Source organism: Pseudomonas sp. KCJK9058 (genome assembly GCF_046230975.1).
Lineage (GTDB): Bacteria > Pseudomonadota > Gammaproteobacteria > Pseudomonadales > Pseudomonadaceae > Aquipseudomonas > Aquipseudomonas alloputida.
Genome location: NZ_JBJJLR010000005.1, coordinates 123,748 through 143,784 on the forward strand (window position 1 = coordinate 123,748; position 20,037 = coordinate 143,784).

Consider the following 20,037-nt stretch of genomic DNA (forward strand, 5'->3'; position numbering starts at 1 on the left):
ATGAACCTCACAACGAGATGTCGGACAACAGGGTGTGGTAACGCTGCAAGATCGCCTCACGTCGCGGGCGGCCATTGGCAGTCAGGGTTTCGTCAAGCGTGCTCAGAGGCACTGGCAAGCGGCGCCAGGTGTGCACCCTGGCGTAATCGGGCAGTCGCGCGTTGCATTGCTGTACGGCCTGTTCGATGGCCTCGTCGCTGATGCCGGGATCCAGCGGCCAGAGCAAGGCAAGGTTGCGTGGCAAGGCCTCGCCATGCACGAAAGCCTGGGCGATCACGCCACTTTGGCTCAGCTCGGCTTCTACCCACTCCGGGTTGACGTTGCGCCCGAAGCTGGTGATGAACTGATGCTTCTTGCGGCCATCCAGGTAGAGGTAGCCCTCCTCATCGAGGTGCCCTACATCGCCTGTTGCCCACCACTGCCCGGTTACCGGCGGCTCTCCCAGGTAGCCCAGCAATATCGAGCCGGCCACCAAAACTTCGCCATCGTCGGCAATGCGCACCTGCACATGCGGCAATGGCTTGCCGACGCTCCCAGGGCGCACAGCCCCTGTGCGGTTGAGCGCCACTACCGAGGCGCACTCGGACAAGCCGTAACCTTCGAACACCGGCAAACCGACCGCCTCGGCCCGCACGAGCAGGCTTGGCGATACCCGAGCGCCGCCTACCGCCACCAAACGCAGAGGGCCGACCCGCATCAGCCCGCGTTCGATCGCTGTCACCAGCCCCATCAGCAGTTGCGGCACAAGGATCAGGCTCTGCGCACCACTGAGGGCGATTGCGCCCAGCAGGCGCTTGAAATCGACCTGGCTTGCGCCTCCCATCCCCAATTGCTGCTGCGGATAGAGCTGCACACAAGCGCCAGCCATGAGCGCGGCGTAGACGCCCAGGTTTTCCAGCAGAACACCCAGTGGCAGTACCGCCAGGTATCGCTGCGGCTCGGTTGGGCGGCTGGCGGCCTCCAGCTCATGCGCCACACGCAGCAGGGTTTCAGCGCTCAGGCACACGCCTTTGGGCGTGCCGGTACTACCGGAGGTGTAAGTGATCTTGGCAGTGCCCTCCGGCAGCGCCGGGGCGACAAAACTGTCACGCTGCCACACGCCAGCTGGCGCCTGCCGGGCAAAGCCAAGCGCAACGAGCTGTTCGGCCCACTGCGCCTCGCACACGACCGCCGTGACCCCGCTTTGCTGCAAGCAGTGCTGGAACTGGGTCGCGCTGAAAAACGACGGCACTGTCACAGTGGCGCGTTCGGCGAACAGCGCCGCCAAATCCCAGAATAGCGCCTCGGGCCCGTTATCCAGCACCACGGCGAAGGTTCCTGGTGGTTGGCTACGCAGGCAGCCCGCACGAGATTCGACTTCGTCGAGCAGTTGCCGGTAGGTGTAACGCTGCGCATCGCCCTGGACGGCCACGGCGTCAGGATGTTCCAGGGCATGCTGGCGCAACAGTGCCTGAAAGGCAGTCAGTTCATGCCGCATGGCCGGTCTCCAGGGTTAGCATGGGAAACCCAAGCCGCTCGAACATGCCCGCCTGCTTCAGGGCATCGAAGCCAAAGCCTATGTTGCCGGCGAATACCTGGGGTCGCTGGTCGTAGTAGGTCCCCCACTGGTCGACTTGGCCCTGCAAGCGCGCAGGATCCGCTGAGGCCAGAACAGTGGGCACCAGCCCCAGTCGCTGGAAACTGTTGAACAGTGTCGCGGCGCCCGTGAATGCGACCCACTCCAAACCGCGCATGGCCAGCAACCACGTCACGGCAATGATCATTATTCGAGCGCTGCCGGCGCTGAGCGAGGCCAGGTTGCCTACTTCTACCATGCAGTTGCGATCCGGTGAGGCACCGGTTACCCGTGAAACAGCGGATTCCAGAGGCTCGTCCAGGTACCGCTCAAGAAAGAGCGGCCCTTCGCTGGCCGGTCGCATGCCCGCCGCCGCGATCAGGCGACCGTGGCTACCCTGCAAGGCAAGCAGTTCCGGCAGGTAATGCTGCACATCCGCCTGGTGCACGCAGGCAAAGCGCTCGTGTATGAAGTGCTCCAGCTCGCCTCGCCCATGATCGCCGCTGAGGTGAAGAGAAAGATGCGCCTGATGATCGGCATGGCTACCGATGGGTAACGGAAGCAAACTGTGCCATTGATGAGTCTGAGTCATGAAATTTCCCCGCCTGGGTGCGACGGAGGGAATTATCGGGGCCGAATCTGAATGCAATCTGAAGTCGGCTACTGTCGGAGCGCCTCAGCCCGGTGCTCGTTCATGTGCTGAATTGATTATGACCGGGCACGACGCGTGCCCAGCTCGATCCAGACGGGTGCATGGTCGCTGGCCTTGGCCTGGTTACGCACCCACGCATCGACACCCGCCCGCTTCAGATAAGGCGCAAGCTCGGGGTTGAGCAACAGATGATCGATCCGCAACCCGGCATTGCGGGCCCAGTGGTTACGGAAATAGTCCCAGAAGGTGTAGACACGCTCGTCCGGGTACAGATGGCGTATGGCATCGAGCCACCCCTGATCAAGCAGTCGTTGGTAACACGCTCGCGACTCAGGCTGCAGCAGTGCGTCCTTCAGCCAGGAACGCGGGTTATAGATGTCCATGTCGGTGGGCACGACATTGAAATCCCCTGCCAGCAGCGTGGGGTGGCCACTTCCATAGAGGCTGCGCGCATGCTGGATCAGGCATTCGAACCAGTGCAGCTTGTAATCGAACTTGGGCCCGGGCTGCGGGTTGCCGTTCGGCAGGTAGAGGCAAGCGACCAACACCCCGTGTGCCGCAGCTTCCAGATAGCGGCTCTGGCTGTCCTCTTCCAGGCCGGGCAAGCCGCGGCGAACCTCGAGCGGATCGCTGCCCCGCACCAGAATGGCCACGCCGTTCCATGACGGTTGCCCATGATGAAGGCTGCCATAGCCTGCTGCCTCCAGCTCCGCGCGAGGGAACTGCTGATCGGCCGCCTTCAGCTCCTGCAGGCAGGCAATGTCGGGCTGCTCCCGCTCCAGCCAGGCCAGCAGCGCCGGCAAACGGCTGCGGATGCCATTGATGTTGAAGGTGGCGATCTTCAGCGCTTTCATGCGTCCGGGTCGCTCACATGGGCCTGCACGGCATCTTCCAGCGCGCGGATATGCGCCTCATCGGCCAGCGCCTTGAGCGCCAACCAGTCGTCCCAGTCGATGGCACCGTCGTCGCGCAGGGCCTCGGCTGTGCGAAGCAGTTCATGGTGGTAGGCATCCGGTGACGCGCGCCGGTAACTGATGTCGTCGTACTGGGCGTACCAGGCTTCAAGCTCGGGAATGTTGCGTTCGATGCTCATGAAAGCGTCCTCGCTGTACCCTTTGCTTGTCAGAACCCGGGCACAGCGCGACGTTCAATCAGGGCGTCACTGAAAGCAATGGGGATACCGTGCCATGTCACTCTCCAGCTTGTCCGCATCCGCTGCCCTCTTGCGCACTTCGGCATAAAACAGCTGGCACTGGTTCTGAAACCTGGTGAAATCGCGGTTGGCGGTTTCAATGGCACTGCTCCGGTCGCTGCCCGCGAGGCCGTCGACAAGCCGCTGTGACGAGGTATACGCCTGCCAGCAGGCTTCAACCTGCTGCAGCCCCTTTGCAAGGTTCTCGGTGTCGATAGTCGCCATTGCAGCACCCTCTTTGGACCGAGCCTGGTCCGTCGGTGTGAATCGCCAGAGCGACGATAACGGGATGAAGCCTGTAACGACGCGCTTCGGCTGAAAGCGTAGACTATTTCGACGCAGATGCCCCAGGGTCAAAAAGCAGTCCAGCCTGCAGGCGCGGGCGTGCCCGCGAACACCTGCAAAGCCGCTGCCCTGCACCGCAGGGCATTCTCCATGGCAAAGGCGGCACTTGCCGGAGCTGTGCAAGCCCCGACAAAGGGGTCAACGCAGATAGTCCTGAACCCACTTCACCCAACAATCAGCGCCAATTTTCACCAACGCATCATTGAAATCGTAGTGGGGGTTATGCACCGAGCACCCATGGAACTCGCCCGTGCCATTGCCCAGCATGAAGTAACAGCCAGGCCGCGCCTGCAACATGTAGGCAAAGTCTTCGGTGCCCATGACCTTCTTCGGCATCTTGTCCAGCAACGCGCCGTCGGCGAACAACGGCCTCAGGCTGTCACGCAGCAACGCGCTTTCGTGATCGCTGTTGCACAAGGCGGGCGCCAGTTGGGTGAATTGCACATCGATCTCCACGCCATAGCTTTCTGCGTGCCCCTTGGCCAGGGCGTCAATGCGGCTGTTGATCTTCTGCTGGGTCTGGGCCGTGTCGGTGCGCACGCTCAGCAACATGCAGGCCTCGTCAGGGATGATGTTGTAGACGGTGCCGGCCTGGATCATCCCGATGCTGATCACGGCGTAGTCCTCGACGCTCAGGTTGCGCGACTTGATGGTCTGGATGCCACTGATCAGGCTGTTCAACGCCATCACCGGGTCTACCGACAGCTCAGGCATCGCTCCATGCCCACCTTTGCCGGTAATCCGAATGCTGACACGTTCGGAAGACGCCATGGTGGGCCCCGCCTGCACCACGCACGTGCCCACCGGCAGGCCGGGCATGTTATGCAACGCGTACACCGAGTCGCACGGGAAGCGCTCGAACAGGCCGTCGTCGATCATCGCCTTGGCCCCTGCCAGGCCCTCCTCGTCGGGCTGGAATATCACATTCAACGTCCCGTTGAACTGGCGTGTAGTCGCCAGTTGCGCAGCGGCTGCCAGCAGGATCGCGGTATGCCCGTCATGGCCACAGGCATGCATGCGGCCGGGGAGCTTGCTGGCATGCGCAAACGCATTCTTTTCGCCCATCGGCAGTGCGTCCATGTCTGCACGCAAACCGATGCTGCGCGGGCTGTCCCCCACTTTCAGCACGCCGACCACACCATGCCCACCTACATTGCGATGCACTTCATAGCCCAACGCTTGCAGCTTGTCGGCTACCAGGGCCGCTGTATCGGGGGTGTCGCCGCCAATTTCCGGCGCAGCGTGGATCTGCCGGCGCAGCATGACGAACTCATCCAGCTCGGCGGCTGAGCTCGGTGTTTGATTGCTCTGCAAAATACCCATATCACTCGCATCCTTTATTTTCGGGGAAATACCTGAGGCAGGCCAGGCTGACGATGCCGCCGGCCAGCAGGAAGTAAGCTGGCGCCAACGGCGTGCCCAGCGCTGCAATCAGCCAGGTGGCCACCAACGGCGAAAAACCACCGAACAGGGTCACACCCAGGCTGTAGCTGACCGAGGTGCCGAACGAGCGCCTGGCCTTCGGGAAGCCCTCCATGATCAGCGCGAAGAACGCACCGGCACCGATACAGGTCGGCAAGATCAGGATCGCCACGCCCATCATGGCCAGGCCCATGTGCTGCACGTGCCCAAGCAGATAGAACACGGGCAGGGTCAACACCACCGGCGCGGCGACCGTCCACACCAGCAGGCGTTTTCTGAGCTGATACTTGTCGGCGAATTTGCCGGCCAACGGGCAGATGACGGCCATGCAACCGCTACTGATGCAGGCAATCGCCATCGCGCTGCCGGGTGGGTAATGCAAGGCGGTGGTCAGGTAGGTCGGCATGTAGAACACGAACAGGTACATGCCAATGGTCGAGCTGGCCATCAGGCCGATGCCTTGGGCGATGCGTTTGAGCAGTTCGGCATCCAGCCCCCGCTCTGCCTTCTGCGCCGGTGCGGCCTCATGGGTTTCCGGCAACCGCGTGCGTATGTACCAACCGACTGGCCCGATCAGCAGGCCGAAGATGAACGGTATGCGCCATCCCCAGCTTTCCAGCGCCGTGGGGTCGAGCAACTGGCTGAGGGCCAGGCCAAAGCCGGCCCCCACCAAGGCGGCATAGCCTTGGCTGGCGGCCTGCCAGCTGACGCTCTGGCAGCGATTGCCGACTGCACTGGATTCCATCAGGAACACCGACGCGGTACCGACCTCCCCGCCTGCCGACATGCCCTGGATGAGCCGGCCGGTCACCAGCAGCAAAGTGGCGAAAATCCCGATCTGTGAATACGTGGGCGCAAAGGCAATCATTGCGGTGCCCAGGGTCATCAGCCCGATGGTCAGGCTCAAAGCGGCCTTGCGTCCATGCCGGTCAGCATAGCGGCCGATGACCATCGCCCCGACCGGGCGCATCAGGAAACCGACGCCAAAGGTGGCCAGCGACATCAACAACGACGCCATGGCCGAGTCAGAGGGGAAGAAGTGCTTGCCGATCAGTACAGCGAAGAAGCTGTAGATCGTGAAGTCGTACATTTCCAGCGCATTGCCCAACGAGCAGGCGACCAAGGTTTTACGGGAGGACGATACCTGCGCGGCTGAATGCGCACCTTTTTGCAGGCTCGGCGATGTGGGTAGCGGTCTGATCATTGTTGTCTCCGTTGGCAAATCGCGGCGTGCAGCGAATATCAGCCAATCGGGCACCCAATACACTTGCAGTTTCGGCATAGGGATAACCAATGATTAATTAGCCGGCGCGATCGTTGGCCAAAATTGCCCTGAGCTGGCGCACAGTCCGCCCTCGCTCCGCGCGCGGCCCCAATAACGCCCACAGATCAGCATCCGTAGCGCAGCGTTGACGCGGGTACCAAGCCTGTCTAACGCGGATGCGCTCGCCAATCCACACGCCGCGCCAGCCCCTGATTAACCAAACGGCATGACCTGACCGAATAAGCAATCACGCTGCAACGTTCTATTCACCGACGCTAAAGCCACCCCATCACCGTGCTGGCCTGGAGTCGTGAATGAACACTCGCATTACATCGTTGCTGTTGATGATCCAAGGGGCTTGCCTTGCTGCGCAGGCACAGGCAGAGGGTTTTCCGACGCTCGCGCGGATTGCGCCGGGTTTTGGTTATTACGGGCTGGATTACGGCTTCGATGACACGCTCAAGGTGTACGGCACCGTGGATGCATTCGCCAGCTATCACGACTCACAGCACCACTCGGGTTTCAGGCTGGCCGGTGGCGGCGCCTGGACCAACAAGCTCGGGCTGTACGCACGCAAGGCGCTTGACCCCGATACTGTCGTGGAGCTTGACGTCGAGGAGGGTTTCAACCTCAATGGCGAGGCCCTGGAGGGCACCTGGGACACCGTCGGTACCCTGCGCCTGGCGACAGTCGCCCTGCGCTCGCGCACCCTGGGCAAGCTCGAGTTCGGCAAGACCTACGGCATGGCCACGCCCACCTACGCCGACCCGTTCCTGGCCACCTATGGCTCGCCCTACACCTACCTGGCCCTGCCTGCCGCCGGCAAGGGCGCCTATTACCTTGACCTGCGCCCCAAGCACACCCTGGCCTACACCAGCCCGACCTTCAGCGGCTTCAGCCTCGGTACCGCGCTGAGCTTCGGCTTCGACGATGCCGCCAGCGCTGGGCGCACCGTGCGTGGCGGTGGCGCCCGGCTGCAGTACCGCAACAGCCGGGTGATGTTGCTGACCTCCTACAACCGTTACTACAGCGACCCATGGGACGACGGCGGCGTTTCACGCCAGACCGCCAACGATTTCAAGAGCCTGTCGGCGTTCTACGATTTCGGCCCGCTGGCCACCAGCCTCACCTGGCAGCGTCAGGATGTGGACCAGGCCGGCACGCCCAGCACCACGCTCTATACCTTCGGCATGATGGCGCCGGTGGGCGAGCTGGACGTGCTGCGCCTGGCTGTAATGCAACGCCAGGTCAGCGCCCGTGACAAGGACGCGTGGGGTGTGATGATCGGCTATGACCATTTCATCAACCCCCGCTGGGCCCTCTATGGACGCCTCGGCATGATCGCCAACCAGCGCGCCTCGTCGATCACCTACGCCGGGACCCCGGTGGACCAGGTGGGCGATAACCCAAGCAACGTCTCGCTAGGCATGTACTACCACTTCTGACCCCACGGGGCGGGTCTGCTTGAGCACCTGCCCGCGCAAGCTGTGGAACAGCTCCTGGGCAGGCGCCGTGAGGCTGTGGCGGTCAATGCAGACCAGGTTGATGGGGTAATCCGGAATCAACTCCTGCACCGCCATGGCTACGAACTCGCAATCGATACCGTAGGTAGACCCTTGGTCCACCGCCAGCTCGCTGATGGTCATCAATGATTCCGTGTTCTTCAACAGCTTTAGCGCCATCATCACTGAAGTGCATTCAACGGTGTTCTGTGGCACCCGAAGGCCGTTGGCTTCGAACAGTTGGTGAAACTGCGAAGCCTGGTCGGACAACTCGTCCAGGCTGATCCAGGGGGCGTATTGCAAGGTGCGCAGTGACTGGCTGAACTTCTGCCGATTCGAGGCGTGGCAAATCACCCTGCCCTTGATACTGCCCAGCGCCTCCCAGTCCAGGCTCAGCCGACTCAGCGGTTGCTGCGAAGTAATGGCAAAGTCCAGGCTGCCATCGCGCAAGCGCTGCAGGATCTGGCTGGGGCGCAAGTCGGTGATGGTGATCTTCACCCGCGGGTACTTGCGCCGAAAGGCCAGGATACTTTCATCGACGCCATCGAGCATCGCCGTCAACGACGTCACCCCGATCGACACGGCGCCCAGCGCCGCATCCTGAATGCTCGCCGCTTCGATCTGCAGGCGGCGTATGCTCTCTACCACGAGGTTGGCATGGCGGATGACACGCTTGCCTTCCTCGGTAAGGGCCATGCCTTTGTGCGACCGCTGCAACAGGGTAAACCCCACCTCCCGCTCCAGCTCCTTGATCGAACGGCTCAGCGCGGGCTGAGTAATGTGCATGAGCTTGGAGGCTTCGAGGATGCTGCCTGCGTTATGAATGGCGACCAGCGCCCTGAGTTGGTGAAGTTTCAACCGTTTATACCTTGTTGTTAGCGGCCGGTTCGAAAAGTGTTCTGGCAGCCCTGACAGCCGTTGTCGGCAAGGCCTGAAAGGTATGGCTAGCGCAACACAGCCAGCAGGCTGGCCGCATCGCTGACCTCGAACTTGCCGGGGCTTTCAACCGCAATGTACTGGACTACCTGGTCGTCGACCAACATTGCATACCGCTGCGAGCGCCGCCCCAAACCGCGTGCCGAAAGGTCCTGGGTCAGCCCAAGCGCCTCGCTGAATTCGCCATTGCCATCGCCGATCATCTTGACCGCATCCCCGACCTGCATGCTGTTGCCCCAGGCGTTCATGACAAAGGCATCGTTCACCGAGACGCACAGGATTTCGTCAATGCCAGCCGCACACAACGCAGGGGCCGCCGCGACATAACCGGGAACGTGACGTTCAGAGCACGTCGGCGTGAATGCGCCCGGCAACGCGAAGATCAGCACCTTCTTGTGCTTGCAACGCTCGCGAATGGAAAAGGCCATCGGGCCGATCGCGCAGGCGCCTGCGTCGCTGTTGTATTGATAAAGGGTAACGTCGGGCAGTTGATCGCCGGTTTTGATCATCGCTGTCTCCTGGGTGGGGTGAAGGCCAGGCAGCCATGATGCCGCAGTCGTCCAGGCAACGCATCATGAACAGGGCTAAAAAACCTGTGAAATAACTTCAATATCATTCATGCAGCGCCCCGCCTAGGATACGCCTCAATCAAACACATCAAGATTACGGTGTGAACGACTCAGCCTACGCAACTGACCAGCACTGAGTTGCTCACACTCAGGCATCTGGAAGCCGTCACCATGAATAAAGCGCCAACATTCACCGTCAAGCGCATTGCGTTCGACGAACATTATCACCCCGCCGAAAACACCCGCATCACGACCAATTTCGCCAATTTGGCACGGGGTGCAAACCGCCAGCAAAACCTGCGCAATACCTTGACGATGATTAATAACCGTTTCAATGCGCTGGCGCACTGGGACAACCCCGAACATGATCGCTACCGCGTAGAGCTGGACATCATATCGGTGGAAATGAATATTGAAAATGCGCAGCACGGCCATGCACTGCCGCTGATCGAAATATTGAAAACCCATATTGTCGACCGCCAAAACAATACGCGCCTCGAAGGCATGGTAGGCAACAACTTCTCTTCGTACGTGCGCGATTACGACTTCAGTGTGCTGTTACTGGAGCATAACAAGCATCGGTCGACCTTCAGCACACCTGATCATTTCGGCGAGCTGCATGGCAACCTGTTCAAATGCTTCGTCAACTCGCAAACCTACCAGGAGCATTTCAGCAAACCACCGGTTATCTGCCTGAGCGTATCGAGCAGCAGGACTTACCTGCGCACCGAAAATCAGCACCCTGTGCTAGGGGTTGAGTACCAGCAGGATGAATACTCCCTGACGGATGAATACTTCAAGAAAATGGGCTTGAAGGTGCGCTATTTCATGCCGCCGAACAGCGTCGCCCCGTTGGCGTTTTATTTTGCCGGCGACTTGCTGGCTGACTACACCGACCTTGAACTGATCAGCACCATCAGCACCATGGACACCTTTCAGAAAATCTACCGACCCGAGATCTACAACGCCAATTCTCCCGCAGGCAAGGCCTACCAGCCCAGCCTGCAAAACCAGGATTACTCGCTCACGCGCATTGTCTACGACCGGGAAGAGCGCAGCCGCCTGGCGATCGAGCAGGGCAAGTTTGCCGAGGAGCAATTTGTCAAACCCTACCAGGCCACGCTGGCGCAATGGTCCGCTCAATACGCACGTTGAACATTCAAAGCACAAGGTCACAGTTCATGAACACATTGCTACCCACCTCCACGGCCGGCAGCCTGCCTAAACCCGCCTGGCTTGCTCAACCCGAAACACTCTGGTCACCGTGGAAGTTGCAAGACGAGCAACTGATCGAAGGCAAACAGGATGCCTTGCGCCTGGCCTTGCAAGAACAACAACACGCCGGTATCGACATCGTCAGTGACGGCGAGCAAACCCGGCAGCACTTTGTCACCACGTTTATCGAGCACCTCAGCGGCGTTGATTTCGAACAACGGAAAACCGTCAGAATCCGTGACCGCTACGATGCAAGCGTACCGACGGTTATGGGTGCTGTCGCTCGACAAAAGCCGGTGTTTGTCGAAGATGCCACGTTCTTGCGCCAGCACACCACACAGCCGATAAAGTGGGCGCTGCCCGGCCCCATGACCATGATCGACACACTGTATGACAACCACTACAAAAGCCGCGAGAAACTGGCCTGGGAATTCGCCAAGATTCTCAACCAGGAAGCCAGAGAACTGGAAGCCGCGGGCGTGGACATCATTCAGTTCGACGAACCGGCATTCAATGTTTTCTTTGACGATGTGAATGACTGGGGCGTGGCTACCCTGGAAAGAGCCATCGAGGGCCTCAAGTGCGAAACGGCCGTCCATATTTGCTATGGCTATGGCATCAAAGCCAACACCGACTGGAAAAAGACCCTCGGTTCAGAATGGCGGCAATACGAACAGGCCTTCCCCAAACTGCAGCAGTCCAGCATCGATATCATTTCGCTGGAATGCCATAACTCGCATGTTCCGATGGACCTGCTCGAGCTGATTCGCGGCAAGAAAGTCATGGTCGGCGCCATCGATGTGGCCACCCATGCCATTGAAACACCCGAACAGGTCGCCGCCACCCTGCGCAAGGCACTGCAATTCGTCGATGCAGACAAGCTCTACCCTTGCACCAACTGCGGCATGGCGCCCCTGCCTCGCCAGGTAGCCAGCGGCAAGCTCAAGGCGTTGAGTGCAGGCGCAGCCATCGTCCGTCAGGAACTCGCTAACGCACGCTGAAATGAATGCAGCCACAGGACCTACCATGTTGCTTTCCGGTACGGCGATCGAGCCGTCGACTTTTCGCCAGGCACTCGGGCACTACGCCTCCGGCATCACGGTGATTACATCGCACCACGAAGGTGAGCCGATCGGCTTCACCTGCCAGTCGTTCTACAGCGTATCGATGAGCCCGCCGCTGGTGTCATTCAGTGTGATGTCCCGTTCGGCCAGCTACCCGAAAATTCGCCAGGCTGGCCGCTTCACGGTCAACATCCTGTCAGGTGAACAGGTCAGCATTTCCAACCAGTTTGCCCGGCGCGGCGCCAACAAGTGGCAGGGCGTCGAATGGCAAGCATCGCCGTTGGGCAACCCGATCATTGCCGGCAGCCTGCATTGGCTTGATTGCGAAATTCACGCCGAACATGCCGCCGGGGACCACCTGATCGTGATTGGCGAAGTCAAAGCGTTGAACCTGCAGGCCACTGCTGCCACGCAGCCGCTGCTGTATTTCAAGGGGCAGTACTGCAACCTCGCCGCGCCTCACGCGGCTTGAGCCTCACCCCACTCACGGAAAACCCAGCAAAGGAATTGTCAGGATCACGCAGCAGTGAAGAAAATCCGCCATTACTGCGTTGATCCGCCATTTTACTCATGATCGATTTACGCCACCTGCGAACCCTCCACGCGCTGCGTGAAACCGACAGCCTGCACGAGGCCGCCGAGCGCCTGCACCTGACACAATCAGCCCTGTCGCACCAGTTCCGCGATATGGAAGAGCGCATCGGCATGCCACTGTTCGTGCGCAAATCCAGGCCGGTGCGCTTCACCAGCGCCGGGCTGAAGCTGCTGCAGCTGGCCGATCAGGTGCTGCCTCAGATCCGCAGTACCGAACGGGACCTGGGCAAGCTGGCCGGGGGCTGCGCCGGACGGTTGCACATCGCCATCGAGTGCCACAGCTGCTACCAGTGGCTGATGCCTTCAGTGGATGAGTTCCGCGGCGCCTGGCCTGAGGTGGAACTGGACCTCGCCTCCGGTTTTTCCTTCGCGCCACTGCCAGCCCTGGAGCGCGGCGACCTGGACCTGGTGGTCACCTCCGACCCGGTGACATTGCCGGGTATCAGCTACGTGCCTCTGTTCAGCTACGAGGCGCTGCTGGCCATCGACAACCACCACGCCATGCGCCACAAGCCGTACCTGGAGCCCGCCGATATCGCCAGCCAGACACTGATCACCTACCCGATCGAACGCACCCGCCTGGACATCTTCACCCGCTTCCTCGACCCCGCCGACGTCGAGCCCGCACAGGTCCGCACCTCAGAACTTACCGTGATGATGATGCAACTGGTTGCGTCCGGGCGCGGCGTCTGCTGCCTGCCCAACTGGGCCGTGCACGAATACAGTTCGCGCGGCTATGTAACCGCCAAGCGCCTTGGCGAACACGGCCTGCAGGCAAACCTCTATGCGGCACTGCGCAGTGACATGCTGGAGGTGCCGTACGTGCGTGATTTTCTGCTGACGGCCAAGGATATTTCGTTCACCACGCTGGCAGGTGTCAGCGTGCCTTCAGGCCCGGTTCTCTGAAAGCCGGGCGTGCGTTTGCGAACCTCAGTGCCGGCCATGGCGCGCCATGCCCCTACGGCCAACGAATCAGCTAGCCTTCGCCAACTGCACTTGCAGAAACGCCATCAGTGCCCCCGCCACAGGTGACAAGCTGCGCCCTTTGCGGGTGAGCATGCCGATGTGCCGTTCTACCTTGGGCTCGACAAGGGGCACGAACGCCAGTTTTTCGTTCTCCTGCGGAAAAGCGAGGTACGGCAAGGTACTGATCCCTACCCCCTCCTCCAGCATGGCGATCAACGAAATCATGTTGGAAATGAACAGCCGGCTATCGGCCAGCAAACCCTCGGCCTCGGTACCCGCCAGTAATTGCGAGGTACCGTTGCGGATCATCGGCACGCCCAGCAACTGCGCCCAATGCAGCTGCCCCCCCGCCTGCACCAGCGGGTGGTCGCTGCGGCACACCACGCCAACCTGATCATTCACGATGGGGGCGAATTCGAGCTGGTCATCGTCCACCCACAGGCTGCTGATGCCGAAATCCACTTGCCCTTGAGCGAGCAACTGCTGCACACGTTCGGCCGTGCCGTCCTGAATGCTGACCTGCACATTGGGGTGCGCGGCCACAAAGCGGGCCAGCGGCCCTGGCAGCATTCGGCTGGCCACAGAAGGCACGGTGGCGATGCTGACCTGGCCGATTTCATGCCGGGCAAACAGCATGGCTTCACGCGCAATACGGTCATGGTGCTCGATCAAGCCACGAAACAACGGGAGGCAATGCTCGCCATATGGCGTCAGCTCTACCCGGCCACCGCCCTTTTCGACCAGTGCCTGCCCCAGCTTCTGCTCCAGTTCACGCAGGGCCAGGGATATCGCAGGCTGGGTGCGAAAGGCCTGGCGGGCGGCCGCGTGGAAACTCTTGTGTTCGGCGACCAGTACGAAGTAACGCAACTGCGCGATTTTCAGCTCGGGCAACATGGTTAGCATTCCTTATCAAAGCATTTTTTTTATTAATTTTTATTTGCTGCATATTGCTCGCATGATGAATGCCATGCAAACGGAGGCGTTCATCCATGTCACACAAGACCTACAACAACTACATCGATGGCCAGTGGTGTGAAGGCCACGCCACTTTGGGCAACTACAGCCCCTCGGACACTGGCGACCTGATCGGCCAGTACCATCAGGCCAGCGCCGGACAGGCCCGCCAGGCCATTCAGGCCGCCCGCGCCGCTCAACCCCTGTGGGCCGCCAGTGGACTGGAAAGCCGCCAGCAAGTGCTGATGGCCATCGGCGACGAGCTGATCGCCCGCAAGGAAGAACTCGGCGAACTGCTGTCGCGAGAAGAAGGCAAACCCTTGGCCGAAGGCATCGGCGAGGTCAACCGCAGTGGCCAGTTCTTCCATTACTACGCCGCCGAAGTGCTGCGCCAGATGGGCGAGACTGCCGCCTCGGTGCGCCCAGGGGTGGACATCGAAGTGCATCGCGAACCGGTGGGTGTGGTGGGCATCATTACCCCATGGAACTTCCCCATGGCCACCGCCGCCTGGAAAATCGCCCCGGCCTTGGCCTTCGGCAACGCCGTGGTGTTCAAGCCGGCCAACCTGGTGCCGGCCAGTGCCTGGGCGCTCACCGAGATCATCAGCCGTCAGGGCCTGCCCAGCGGTACCTTCAACCTGGTGATGGGCAGCGGTGCCGACGTCGGCGAGGCCCTGATCGAGTCCGCCGAGATCGATGCCCTGACGTTCACCGGTTCTCTGCAGACGGGCCGACGCGTAGCGGTGGCCACCGCCGGTAACCTGGTGCGCTGCCAGCTGGAAATGGGTAGCAAGAATGCCCTGGTGGTCATGGACGACGCCGACCTCGAACTGGCCGTGGAATGCGCGCTCAACGGGGCCTTCTTTGGCACTGGGCAGAAATGCACTGCGTCATCACGGCTGATCGTCTGCGACGGCATCCACGACCGCTTCGTCGAGGCGCTGCGCCTGCGCATGCGCCAGCTCAAGGTCGGCCATGCACTGGAGGCTGGCGTCCAGATCGGCCCGGTAGCTGACGCGCGCCAGCTGGAACAGAACCTGGCCTACCTGCAACTGGCCCAGGCCGAAGGCGCCACCCTGATAGAAGGCGGCGAGCGCCTGCAATTGGCCTCCGATGGCTACTACATGCGCCCGGCCTTGTTCATCAACAGCCGCAACGACATGCGCATCAACCGCGAGGAAGTGTTCGGCCCCATCGCCTGCGTGATCCGCGTGCGCGATTTTGAAGAGGCGCTGGCCACGCTCAATGATACCGAGTACGGCCTCACAGCCGGGATCATCACCCAGTCGCTGCGCCACGCCAGCCACTTCAAGCGCCGCGCCCAGACCGGCTGCGTGATGGTCAATCTGCCCACCGCCGGGACCGACTACCACGTGCCATTCGGGGGCCGCAAAGCCTCGAGTTTCGGCCCCCGGGAACAGGGGCAATACGCTCGCGACTTCTACACCGTGGTCAAGACCACCTACCTGCGGCCCTGAAGGAATACATGCCATGCACGACCTTTTGATGATCGACGGCCTGCAGTACTCCAACTGGAGCCAGGAAATATTCCAGCAGATGCAGGCCGGTGGCCTGAGCGCAGTGCACGCCACCATCGCCTACCACGAAAACGCCCGCGAAACCCTGTCGCGCCTGGGCGAGTGGAACCGCCGCTTCGAGACATGGCCCGAGCTGATCCGCCCGGTGCGCACGGCCAGCGACATCCGCCTGGCCCACGAGGAGGGCCGGGTGGGTATCTTCTTCGGCTTCCAGAACTGCTCGCCGATCGAGGACGACATTGCCCTGGTGGAGGTTTTCCGCCAGCTCGGGGTGTTCGTCATGCAGCTGACCTACAACAACCAAAGCCTGCTGGCCAGCGGTTGCTATGAGCGCGAGGACAACGGCATCAGCCGCTTCGGCCGCCAGGTGATCGCCGAAATGAACCGCGTCGGCATGCTCATCGACATGTCTCACAGCGCCGAGCGAAGCACGCTTGAGGCCATCGAACTGTCCAGCCGACCGGTGATCATCTCCCACGCCAACCCTGCCAGCTTCCACGCCGCCAAGCGCAACAAATCCGATGCGGTGCTACGCGGGATCGCAGAGTCCGGCGGGCTGCTGGGCTTCAGCACCTACCCGTTCCACCTCAAGGGTGCCTCGGACTGTAGCCTGGAAAGTTTCTGCGACATGGTCGCGCGCACCGCCGACCTGATGGGTGTGGAGCACATCGGCATCGGCACCGACCTGTGCCAGGCGCAACCCTTGTCTGTGCTGGAATGGATGCGCAACGGCCGCTGGAGCAAGGACAAGGACTACGGCGAAGGCTCCAGGGACAACGCCAACTGGCCGGCGCCCTTGCAGTGGTTCCGCGACAGCCGCGACTTCCGCAACATTGCCCAGGGCCTGCGCGCCCGCGGCTTTGCCGAGCACGACGTGGGCAACATCATGGGGCTGAACTGGTTGCGCTTGCTGGAGACCGCTACCACGGCACAGGCCTGAACCCCTTGCACGGACAGCATCAACAATAAAAAGAATCGCAGGTTCCGGAGGTTTCATGAAAAACCCAACCACCTTGCAGGCCGACGGCCAGGCCATGGGCCTGCCTATGGCACGCGATATCGACTGGCCGTTGTTCCTGATCAGCGGCGGATTCCTAGGCGCCTTCCTGCTGGCGGCGCTGATCGACATCGACACCGTGTCGGCGCTGGTCAATACCCTGTTCGCCTGGTCGACAAAGGCCTTTGGCCTCTATTGGCAAGTGCTGATGCTGGCAACCTTCGCCGTCAGCCTGTTCATCGGTTTTTCCAGGTGCGGGCGTGTACGCCTGGGCGGGGTCACCCAGCGCCCGGACGTCAGCACCTTCAACTGGATCGCCGTGATCATGTGCGCCCTGCTGGCAGGTGGTGGCGCCTTCTGGGCCGCTGCCGAACCCTTGATGCACTTTGCCAGCCCACCGCCCTTCTTCGCCGGCCTGCAACCGCACAGCGAAGCGGCGGCCACCGCGGCACTGGCGCAATCGTTCGTGCACTGGGGCTTCCTGGCCTGGGCCGTGCTGGGCAGCCTGCTGGCGATCGTGCTGATGCACCTGCATTACGATAAAGGCCTTCCGCTGGCGCCGCGCACCCTGCTTTACCCCCTGTTCGGCCAGCGAGCGCTCAAGGGCCCGATCGGCACCTTGGCCGACGCTGCCTCGATCATCGCGGTAGTGGCCGGCACCATCGGTCCGATCGGTTTCCTTGGCCTGCAGATCAGCAGCGCCATGCACGCCGTGTGGGGGCTGCCCAACACTATCGTCACCCAGTCGCTGACCATTGTCCTGGTGACCGCGATGTACACCGTCTCGTGCCTGGTGGGCCTCAAAGGCATCCGCTTTGTCAGCGAGATCAACGTCTGGTTGATGATCGGCCTGGCCCTGTTCATGGTGGTATTCGGACCGACGCTGTTCATCCTCGGCGGTTTCCCGGCGGCCTTTGCCCTGCACGTGGAGCACTTCATCCCCCTGACGATGTTCCGCGCCGACCCCAAATGGCTGGACTGGTGGACGGTGTTCTACTGGGGCTGGTTCATCGGCTACGCGCCCATGGTGGCCCTGTACGTCGCGCGGATCTCGCGGGGCCGCACCATCCGCGAGATCATCATGACGCTGTCGATCATCGCACCGCTGGTGACCATGTTCTGGTTCACCGTGGTAGGCGGTACCGGGATCGGCCTGGAGCTGCAAGCGCCAGGCAGCGTCACCGCCCATGGCGCCAAGCCTGAAGACCTGCTGCTGGGAGTGACGCAGAACCTGCCACTGGGTGGCCTTGTCAGCGCGCTGTTCCTGTTCCTGAGTTTCATCTCGGTGGCCACCAATGGCGACGCCATGGCCTTCACCGTGGCGCTGGCGATGTCCAGCGACGATAAACCGAAGAAGTGGTTGCGCGGTTTCTGGGCAATCGGCATGGGCCTGGCGGCGGTGGTACTGATCACCATTGGCGCAGGCGGTGTGACGGCCCTGCAATCCTTCATTGTCATCACCGCGGTGCCGGTGTCGCTGGTGATCCTGCCAGCCCTGTGGGATGCCGTGCGCATCGCTCGACACATGGCCCGTGAACAAGGCGTCTGAACATGATCCATCCAGGTACAACAACAATGCCCAACAGCGTGCCTGCAATACCCGCGTTGCGCCCTGCCAGCCAAGTCATGGACCTGGCCCGGCTGGGTAGCCACTTCCAGAGCCCGCTAAGCTTCGTGCGCAGCAGCATGCGGCGGATGATGCAGCAGCGCTGGCAAATCCGGCGCAGCTGTTTCGACCTCGATGGCCAAGGCTTCGGCACTGCGATCTACCGCATCGAAACGCCAAACGGCCATTACCACTGCGTGATCTTCTCGGCCTACCTGCCGCCGGAAAAGCGCAGCGATCGGGTCATCGCCGACCAGTGGGACGTCAGCTTCGTGCTGGTGGCCGGCGATGTCGACTCGGCACAACTGGCCGACCTGCAACGCAACGTGCCGCTGCAGGAAGCCGGTCGCTTCGATGCACGCGTGCTGGTGTTGTCGCGGGCCAACCGTAGCTTGCGCAATTTCGACCGGTTTCTGGCGGCGCTGGCAGAAGGACGCCAGCCCGATCCACAGCAACTGGCTGAAGTCGGCTACCTGTATCGCACCACAGCGGTTTACGGTAACGGCAAGTTCGGCATCGCCGATTTTGGTTGCCTGCAAGATAACCTGGACTTCAACCAGCCGTTCAGCGCGCAGATGTTCACCGTCTACCTGCTGCGACACTTCAGCATCGAGCAGATCAACCACATGGCCCGGGCACTCGCCCCGCAGCGGGCAGTGCAACTGGCCCCGGCGCTACAACGCTACCTGGGGGTCGGCAACGCGACCGGGCTGGGAATGGCCCCTTTTCTGATCAACCACCCTCAACTGGTGGAGCACTGGATCAGTACGCGGGAAACGGCCCTGGCCCTGGTGCTGGCGCAGTCGGCGGAGCCCGATCAATTGGCACGCCTGCAGCAATTGCTGGCGCGCGCCCAGTTGCACCTGAGCCAATCCCGGACCGAAGACCAGCGCCAGCATGAGCAGAACCTGCAAACCTTGGCCGAGCTTGCTTTACTGGCCACCTGGCTTGGCACGCAAGCCGACGGCGCGGGCCTTTGGCCGCGCCTGCTGGCCTGGGCGCAATTACACACGGGGGTGGGCTGCCAGGAGCTTCTGGTCAGCCTGCTGCTGGAGCTGTACCCCGAGCAGGTCACGCCCCTGGCCGAGCACATGGGGGTCAACGAAAGCTGGCAGCTGGACGCCCAGATGCCCCTTGGGCAACTGCGCCAGCTCATCGAGCAGCAGTATGGCTGGGCGTTGCGCTACGACTTCAGTGCTGCCGATGCGGAGCACTTCTTCTGGTACCGCTCAGCTGAAAAAGAAGAGCCGCGCCTGGGCATTCGCGCAGAGGAGCCAGGGGCCGAAAAAGAAATGCAGCTGGGTATTGCCCGCAATATCCAGCAGTGCCATGGCGCGCTGCTGGAGCACCTGCAACGGCAGCCTCAGGCGCTGACCGCTCACTTCCTGATCGCCCAACCGATGTTCAAGGGCGCGGTACGCCGCCTGCAAGGCATGGCAAAAACAAACTTCGGTGAAATCCGTGCCAATCTGCTGGCCCGGGACATGCTGCCGATTCACCTGCTGCGCTGCAAACTGGCATTTTTCGGCGCGGGGAAATTCGACCCCAAGTCAAGCCGCTGGGTGCGTATCACGCTGTTCCAGGGCGCGCCGCTGGTCAGCGACATCGGTCAGCCGTTCGCAGACGACTGGAATTTCGCAGTCATGCCGCAAAGGGAGCTTTGACC

19 protein-coding genes are annotated in these 20,037 nt (G+C 61.6%); 9 read left to right on the forward strand and 10 right to left on the reverse strand.

Features of this window, described 5'->3' with window-relative positions; translation table 11 throughout:
- Positions 1-7: 7 nt before the first annotated feature.
- From ACK59Z_RS05440 to ACK59Z_RS05470, 7 genes are all read right to left on the reverse strand, one after another.
- Complete coding sequence (locus tag ACK59Z_RS05440; protein WP_108191612.1) at positions 8-1,477, reverse strand: AMP-binding protein; 1,470 nt, start codon at positions 1,475-1,477, stop codon at positions 8-10.
- Positions 1,467-2,147, reverse strand: a complete 681-nt coding sequence (locus ACK59Z_RS05445; protein WP_033725924.1) for a thermostable hemolysin — start codon at positions 2,145-2,147, stop codon at positions 1,467-1,469. Before ACK59Z_RS05445 ends, ACK59Z_RS05440 begins: the two co-directional genes overlap by 11 nt.
- 116 nt (positions 2,148-2,263) lie before the next feature.
- Complete coding sequence (gene xth / locus ACK59Z_RS05450) at positions 2,264-3,061, reverse strand: exodeoxyribonuclease III (RefSeq protein WP_019751176.1); 798 nt, start codon at positions 3,059-3,061, stop codon at positions 2,264-2,266.
- A complete protein-coding gene (locus tag ACK59Z_RS05455) occupies positions 3,058-3,300 on the reverse strand; it encodes a hypothetical protein (protein WP_003254042.1) in 243 nt (80 codons plus the stop codon). The genes xth and ACK59Z_RS05455 overlap by 4 nt, the downstream gene beginning before the upstream one ends.
- A 66-nt stretch (positions 3,301-3,366) precedes the next feature.
- Complete coding sequence (locus ACK59Z_RS05460) at positions 3,367-3,624, reverse strand: hypothetical protein (protein ID WP_108191613.1); 258 nt, start codon at positions 3,622-3,624, stop codon at positions 3,367-3,369.
- 258 nt (positions 3,625-3,882) lie between these two features.
- Entirely contained in the window at positions 3,883-5,067 is a 1,185-nt protein-coding gene (locus ACK59Z_RS05465; protein ID WP_108191614.1) for a M20 aminoacylase family protein, read from the reverse strand.
- Position 5,068: 1 nt separating this feature from the next.
- Entirely contained in the window at positions 5,069-6,370 is a 1,302-nt protein-coding gene (locus ACK59Z_RS05470) for an MFS transporter (protein WP_108191615.1), read from the reverse strand.
- A gap of 374 nt (positions 6,371-6,744) precedes the next feature.
- Here ACK59Z_RS05470 and ACK59Z_RS05475 point away from each other — a divergent pair, with 374 nt between their 5' ends.
- Positions 6,745-7,875: a porin gene (locus ACK59Z_RS05475; RefSeq protein ID WP_108191616.1), complete on the forward strand. Its 1,131-nt coding sequence runs from the start codon at positions 6,745-6,747 to the stop codon at positions 7,873-7,875.
- Here ACK59Z_RS05475 and ACK59Z_RS05480 read toward each other — a convergent pair.
- Positions 7,852-8,790 carry a LysR family transcriptional regulator gene (locus tag ACK59Z_RS05480; protein WP_004576494.1) on the reverse strand — a complete coding sequence of 313 codons (939 nt, stop codon included), beginning with the start codon at positions 8,788-8,790 and terminating at the stop codon, positions 7,852-7,854. The genes ACK59Z_RS05475 and ACK59Z_RS05480 overlap by 24 nt on opposite strands.
- A gap of 86 nt (positions 8,791-8,876) precedes the next feature.
- Positions 8,877-9,377 carry a peroxiredoxin gene (locus ACK59Z_RS05485; protein WP_004576493.1) on the reverse strand — a complete coding sequence of 167 codons (501 nt, stop codon included), beginning with the start codon at positions 9,375-9,377 and terminating at the stop codon, positions 8,877-8,879.
- A gap of 231 nt (positions 9,378-9,608) precedes the next feature.
- Here ACK59Z_RS05485 and ACK59Z_RS05490 point away from each other — a divergent pair, with 231 nt between their 5' ends.
- The 4 genes from ACK59Z_RS05490 (at position 9,609) to ACK59Z_RS05505 (ending at position 13,216) form a co-directional block, all read left to right on the forward strand.
- Positions 9,609-10,592, forward strand: a complete 984-nt coding sequence (locus tag ACK59Z_RS05490) for a DUF1852 domain-containing protein (protein ID WP_004576492.1) — start codon at positions 9,609-9,611, stop codon at positions 10,590-10,592.
- Between the two features lie 26 nt (positions 10,593-10,618).
- Entirely contained in the window at positions 10,619-11,653 is a 1,035-nt protein-coding gene (locus tag ACK59Z_RS05495; protein WP_004576491.1) for a methionine synthase, read from the forward strand.
- A 25-nt stretch (positions 11,654-11,678) separates the two neighbouring features.
- Positions 11,679-12,188 carry a flavin reductase family protein gene (locus ACK59Z_RS05500; RefSeq protein ID WP_108191617.1) on the forward strand — a complete coding sequence of 170 codons (510 nt, stop codon included), beginning with the start codon at positions 11,679-11,681 and terminating at the stop codon, positions 12,186-12,188.
- A 98-nt stretch (positions 12,189-12,286) separates the two neighbouring features.
- On the forward strand, positions 12,287-13,216 hold the full coding sequence (locus ACK59Z_RS05505) for a LysR family transcriptional regulator (RefSeq protein ID WP_108191618.1): 930 nt from the start codon (positions 12,287-12,289) through the stop codon (positions 13,214-13,216).
- 66 nt (positions 13,217-13,282) lie between these two features.
- Here the strand turns inward: ACK59Z_RS05505 and ACK59Z_RS05510 are convergent, their stop codons facing one another.
- Complete coding sequence (locus ACK59Z_RS05510) at positions 13,283-14,170, reverse strand: LysR family transcriptional regulator (protein ID WP_003254059.1); 888 nt, start codon at positions 14,168-14,170, stop codon at positions 13,283-13,285.
- A gap of 95 nt (positions 14,171-14,265) precedes the next feature.
- Between ACK59Z_RS05510 and ACK59Z_RS05515 the strand changes: the two genes are divergently transcribed.
- From ACK59Z_RS05515 to ACK59Z_RS05530, 4 genes are read left to right on the forward strand one after another with little or no spacing between them, the layout of a single operon-like run.
- Positions 14,266-15,708 (forward strand): aldehyde dehydrogenase family protein, encoded by a 1,443-nt coding sequence (locus tag ACK59Z_RS05515; protein ID WP_070095508.1) that lies wholly within the window; start codon positions 14,266-14,268, stop codon positions 15,706-15,708.
- A 13-nt stretch (positions 15,709-15,721) separates the two neighbouring features.
- Positions 15,722-16,708 carry a dipeptidase gene (locus tag ACK59Z_RS05520; protein ID WP_003254063.1) on the forward strand — a complete coding sequence of 329 codons (987 nt, stop codon included), beginning with the start codon at positions 15,722-15,724 and terminating at the stop codon, positions 16,706-16,708.
- A 55-nt stretch (positions 16,709-16,763) separates the two neighbouring features.
- Entirely contained in the window at positions 16,764-18,314 is a 1,551-nt protein-coding gene (locus ACK59Z_RS05525; RefSeq protein WP_409292575.1) for a BCCT family transporter, read from the forward strand.
- Between the two features lie 26 nt (positions 18,315-18,340).
- A complete protein-coding gene (locus ACK59Z_RS05530) occupies positions 18,341-20,035 on the forward strand; it encodes a hypothetical protein (RefSeq protein ID WP_409292577.1) in 1,695 nt (564 codons plus the stop codon).
- Positions 20,036-20,037: the final 2 nt, after the last annotated feature.

What these genes read in the sequence shown, in the direction of transcription:
- ACK59Z_RS05440 (WP_108191612.1), bottom strand. Translation starts at nt 1,477, where the DNA reads ATGCGGCATGAACTGACTGCCTTTCAGGCACTGTTGCGCCAGCATGCC.
- ACK59Z_RS05445 (WP_033725924.1), bottom strand. Translation starts at nt 2,147, where the DNA reads ATGACTCAGACTCATCAATGGCACAGTTTGCTTCCGTTACCCATCGGT.
- xth (WP_019751176.1), bottom strand. Translation starts at nt 3,061, where the DNA reads ATGAAAGCGCTGAAGATCGCCACCTTCAACATCAATGGCATCCGCAGC.
- ACK59Z_RS05455 (WP_003254042.1), bottom strand. Translation starts at nt 3,300, where the DNA reads ATGAGCATCGAACGCAACATTCCCGAGCTTGAAGCCTGGTACGCCCAG.
- ACK59Z_RS05460 (WP_108191613.1), bottom strand. Translation starts at nt 3,624, where the DNA reads ATGGCGACTATCGACACCGAGAACCTTGCAAAGGGGCTGCAGCAGGTT.
- ACK59Z_RS05465 (WP_108191614.1), bottom strand. Translation starts at nt 5,067, where the DNA reads ATGGGTATTTTGCAGAGCAATCAAACACCGAGCTCAGCCGCCGAGCTG.
- ACK59Z_RS05470 (WP_108191615.1), bottom strand. Translation starts at nt 6,370, where the DNA reads ATGATCAGACCGCTACCCACATCGCCGAGCCTGCAAAAAGGTGCGCAT.
- ACK59Z_RS05475 (WP_108191616.1), top strand. Translation starts at nt 6,745, where the DNA reads ATGAACACTCGCATTACATCGTTGCTGTTGATGATCCAAGGGGCTTGC.
- ACK59Z_RS05485 (WP_004576493.1), bottom strand. Translation starts at nt 9,377, where the DNA reads ATGATCAAAACCGGCGATCAACTGCCCGACGTTACCCTTTATCAATAC.
- ACK59Z_RS05490 (WP_004576492.1), top strand. Translation starts at nt 9,609, where the DNA reads ATGAATAAAGCGCCAACATTCACCGTCAAGCGCATTGCGTTCGACGAA.
- ACK59Z_RS05495 (WP_004576491.1), top strand. Translation starts at nt 10,619, where the DNA reads ATGAACACATTGCTACCCACCTCCACGGCCGGCAGCCTGCCTAAACCC.
- ACK59Z_RS05500 (WP_108191617.1), top strand. Translation starts at nt 11,679, where the DNA reads ATGTTGCTTTCCGGTACGGCGATCGAGCCGTCGACTTTTCGCCAGGCA.
- ACK59Z_RS05505 (WP_108191618.1), top strand. Translation starts at nt 12,287, where the DNA reads ATGATCGATTTACGCCACCTGCGAACCCTCCACGCGCTGCGTGAAACC.
- ACK59Z_RS05510 (WP_003254059.1), bottom strand. Translation starts at nt 14,170, where the DNA reads ATGTTGCCCGAGCTGAAAATCGCGCAGTTGCGTTACTTCGTACTGGTC.
- ACK59Z_RS05515 (WP_070095508.1), top strand. Translation starts at nt 14,266, where the DNA reads ATGTCACACAAGACCTACAACAACTACATCGATGGCCAGTGGTGTGAA.
- ACK59Z_RS05520 (WP_003254063.1), top strand. Translation starts at nt 15,722, where the DNA reads ATGCACGACCTTTTGATGATCGACGGCCTGCAGTACTCCAACTGGAGC.
- ACK59Z_RS05525 (WP_409292575.1), top strand. Translation starts at nt 16,764, where the DNA reads ATGAAAAACCCAACCACCTTGCAGGCCGACGGCCAGGCCATGGGCCTG.
- ACK59Z_RS05530 (WP_409292577.1), top strand. Translation starts at nt 18,341, where the DNA reads ATGCCCAACAGCGTGCCTGCAATACCCGCGTTGCGCCCTGCCAGCCAA.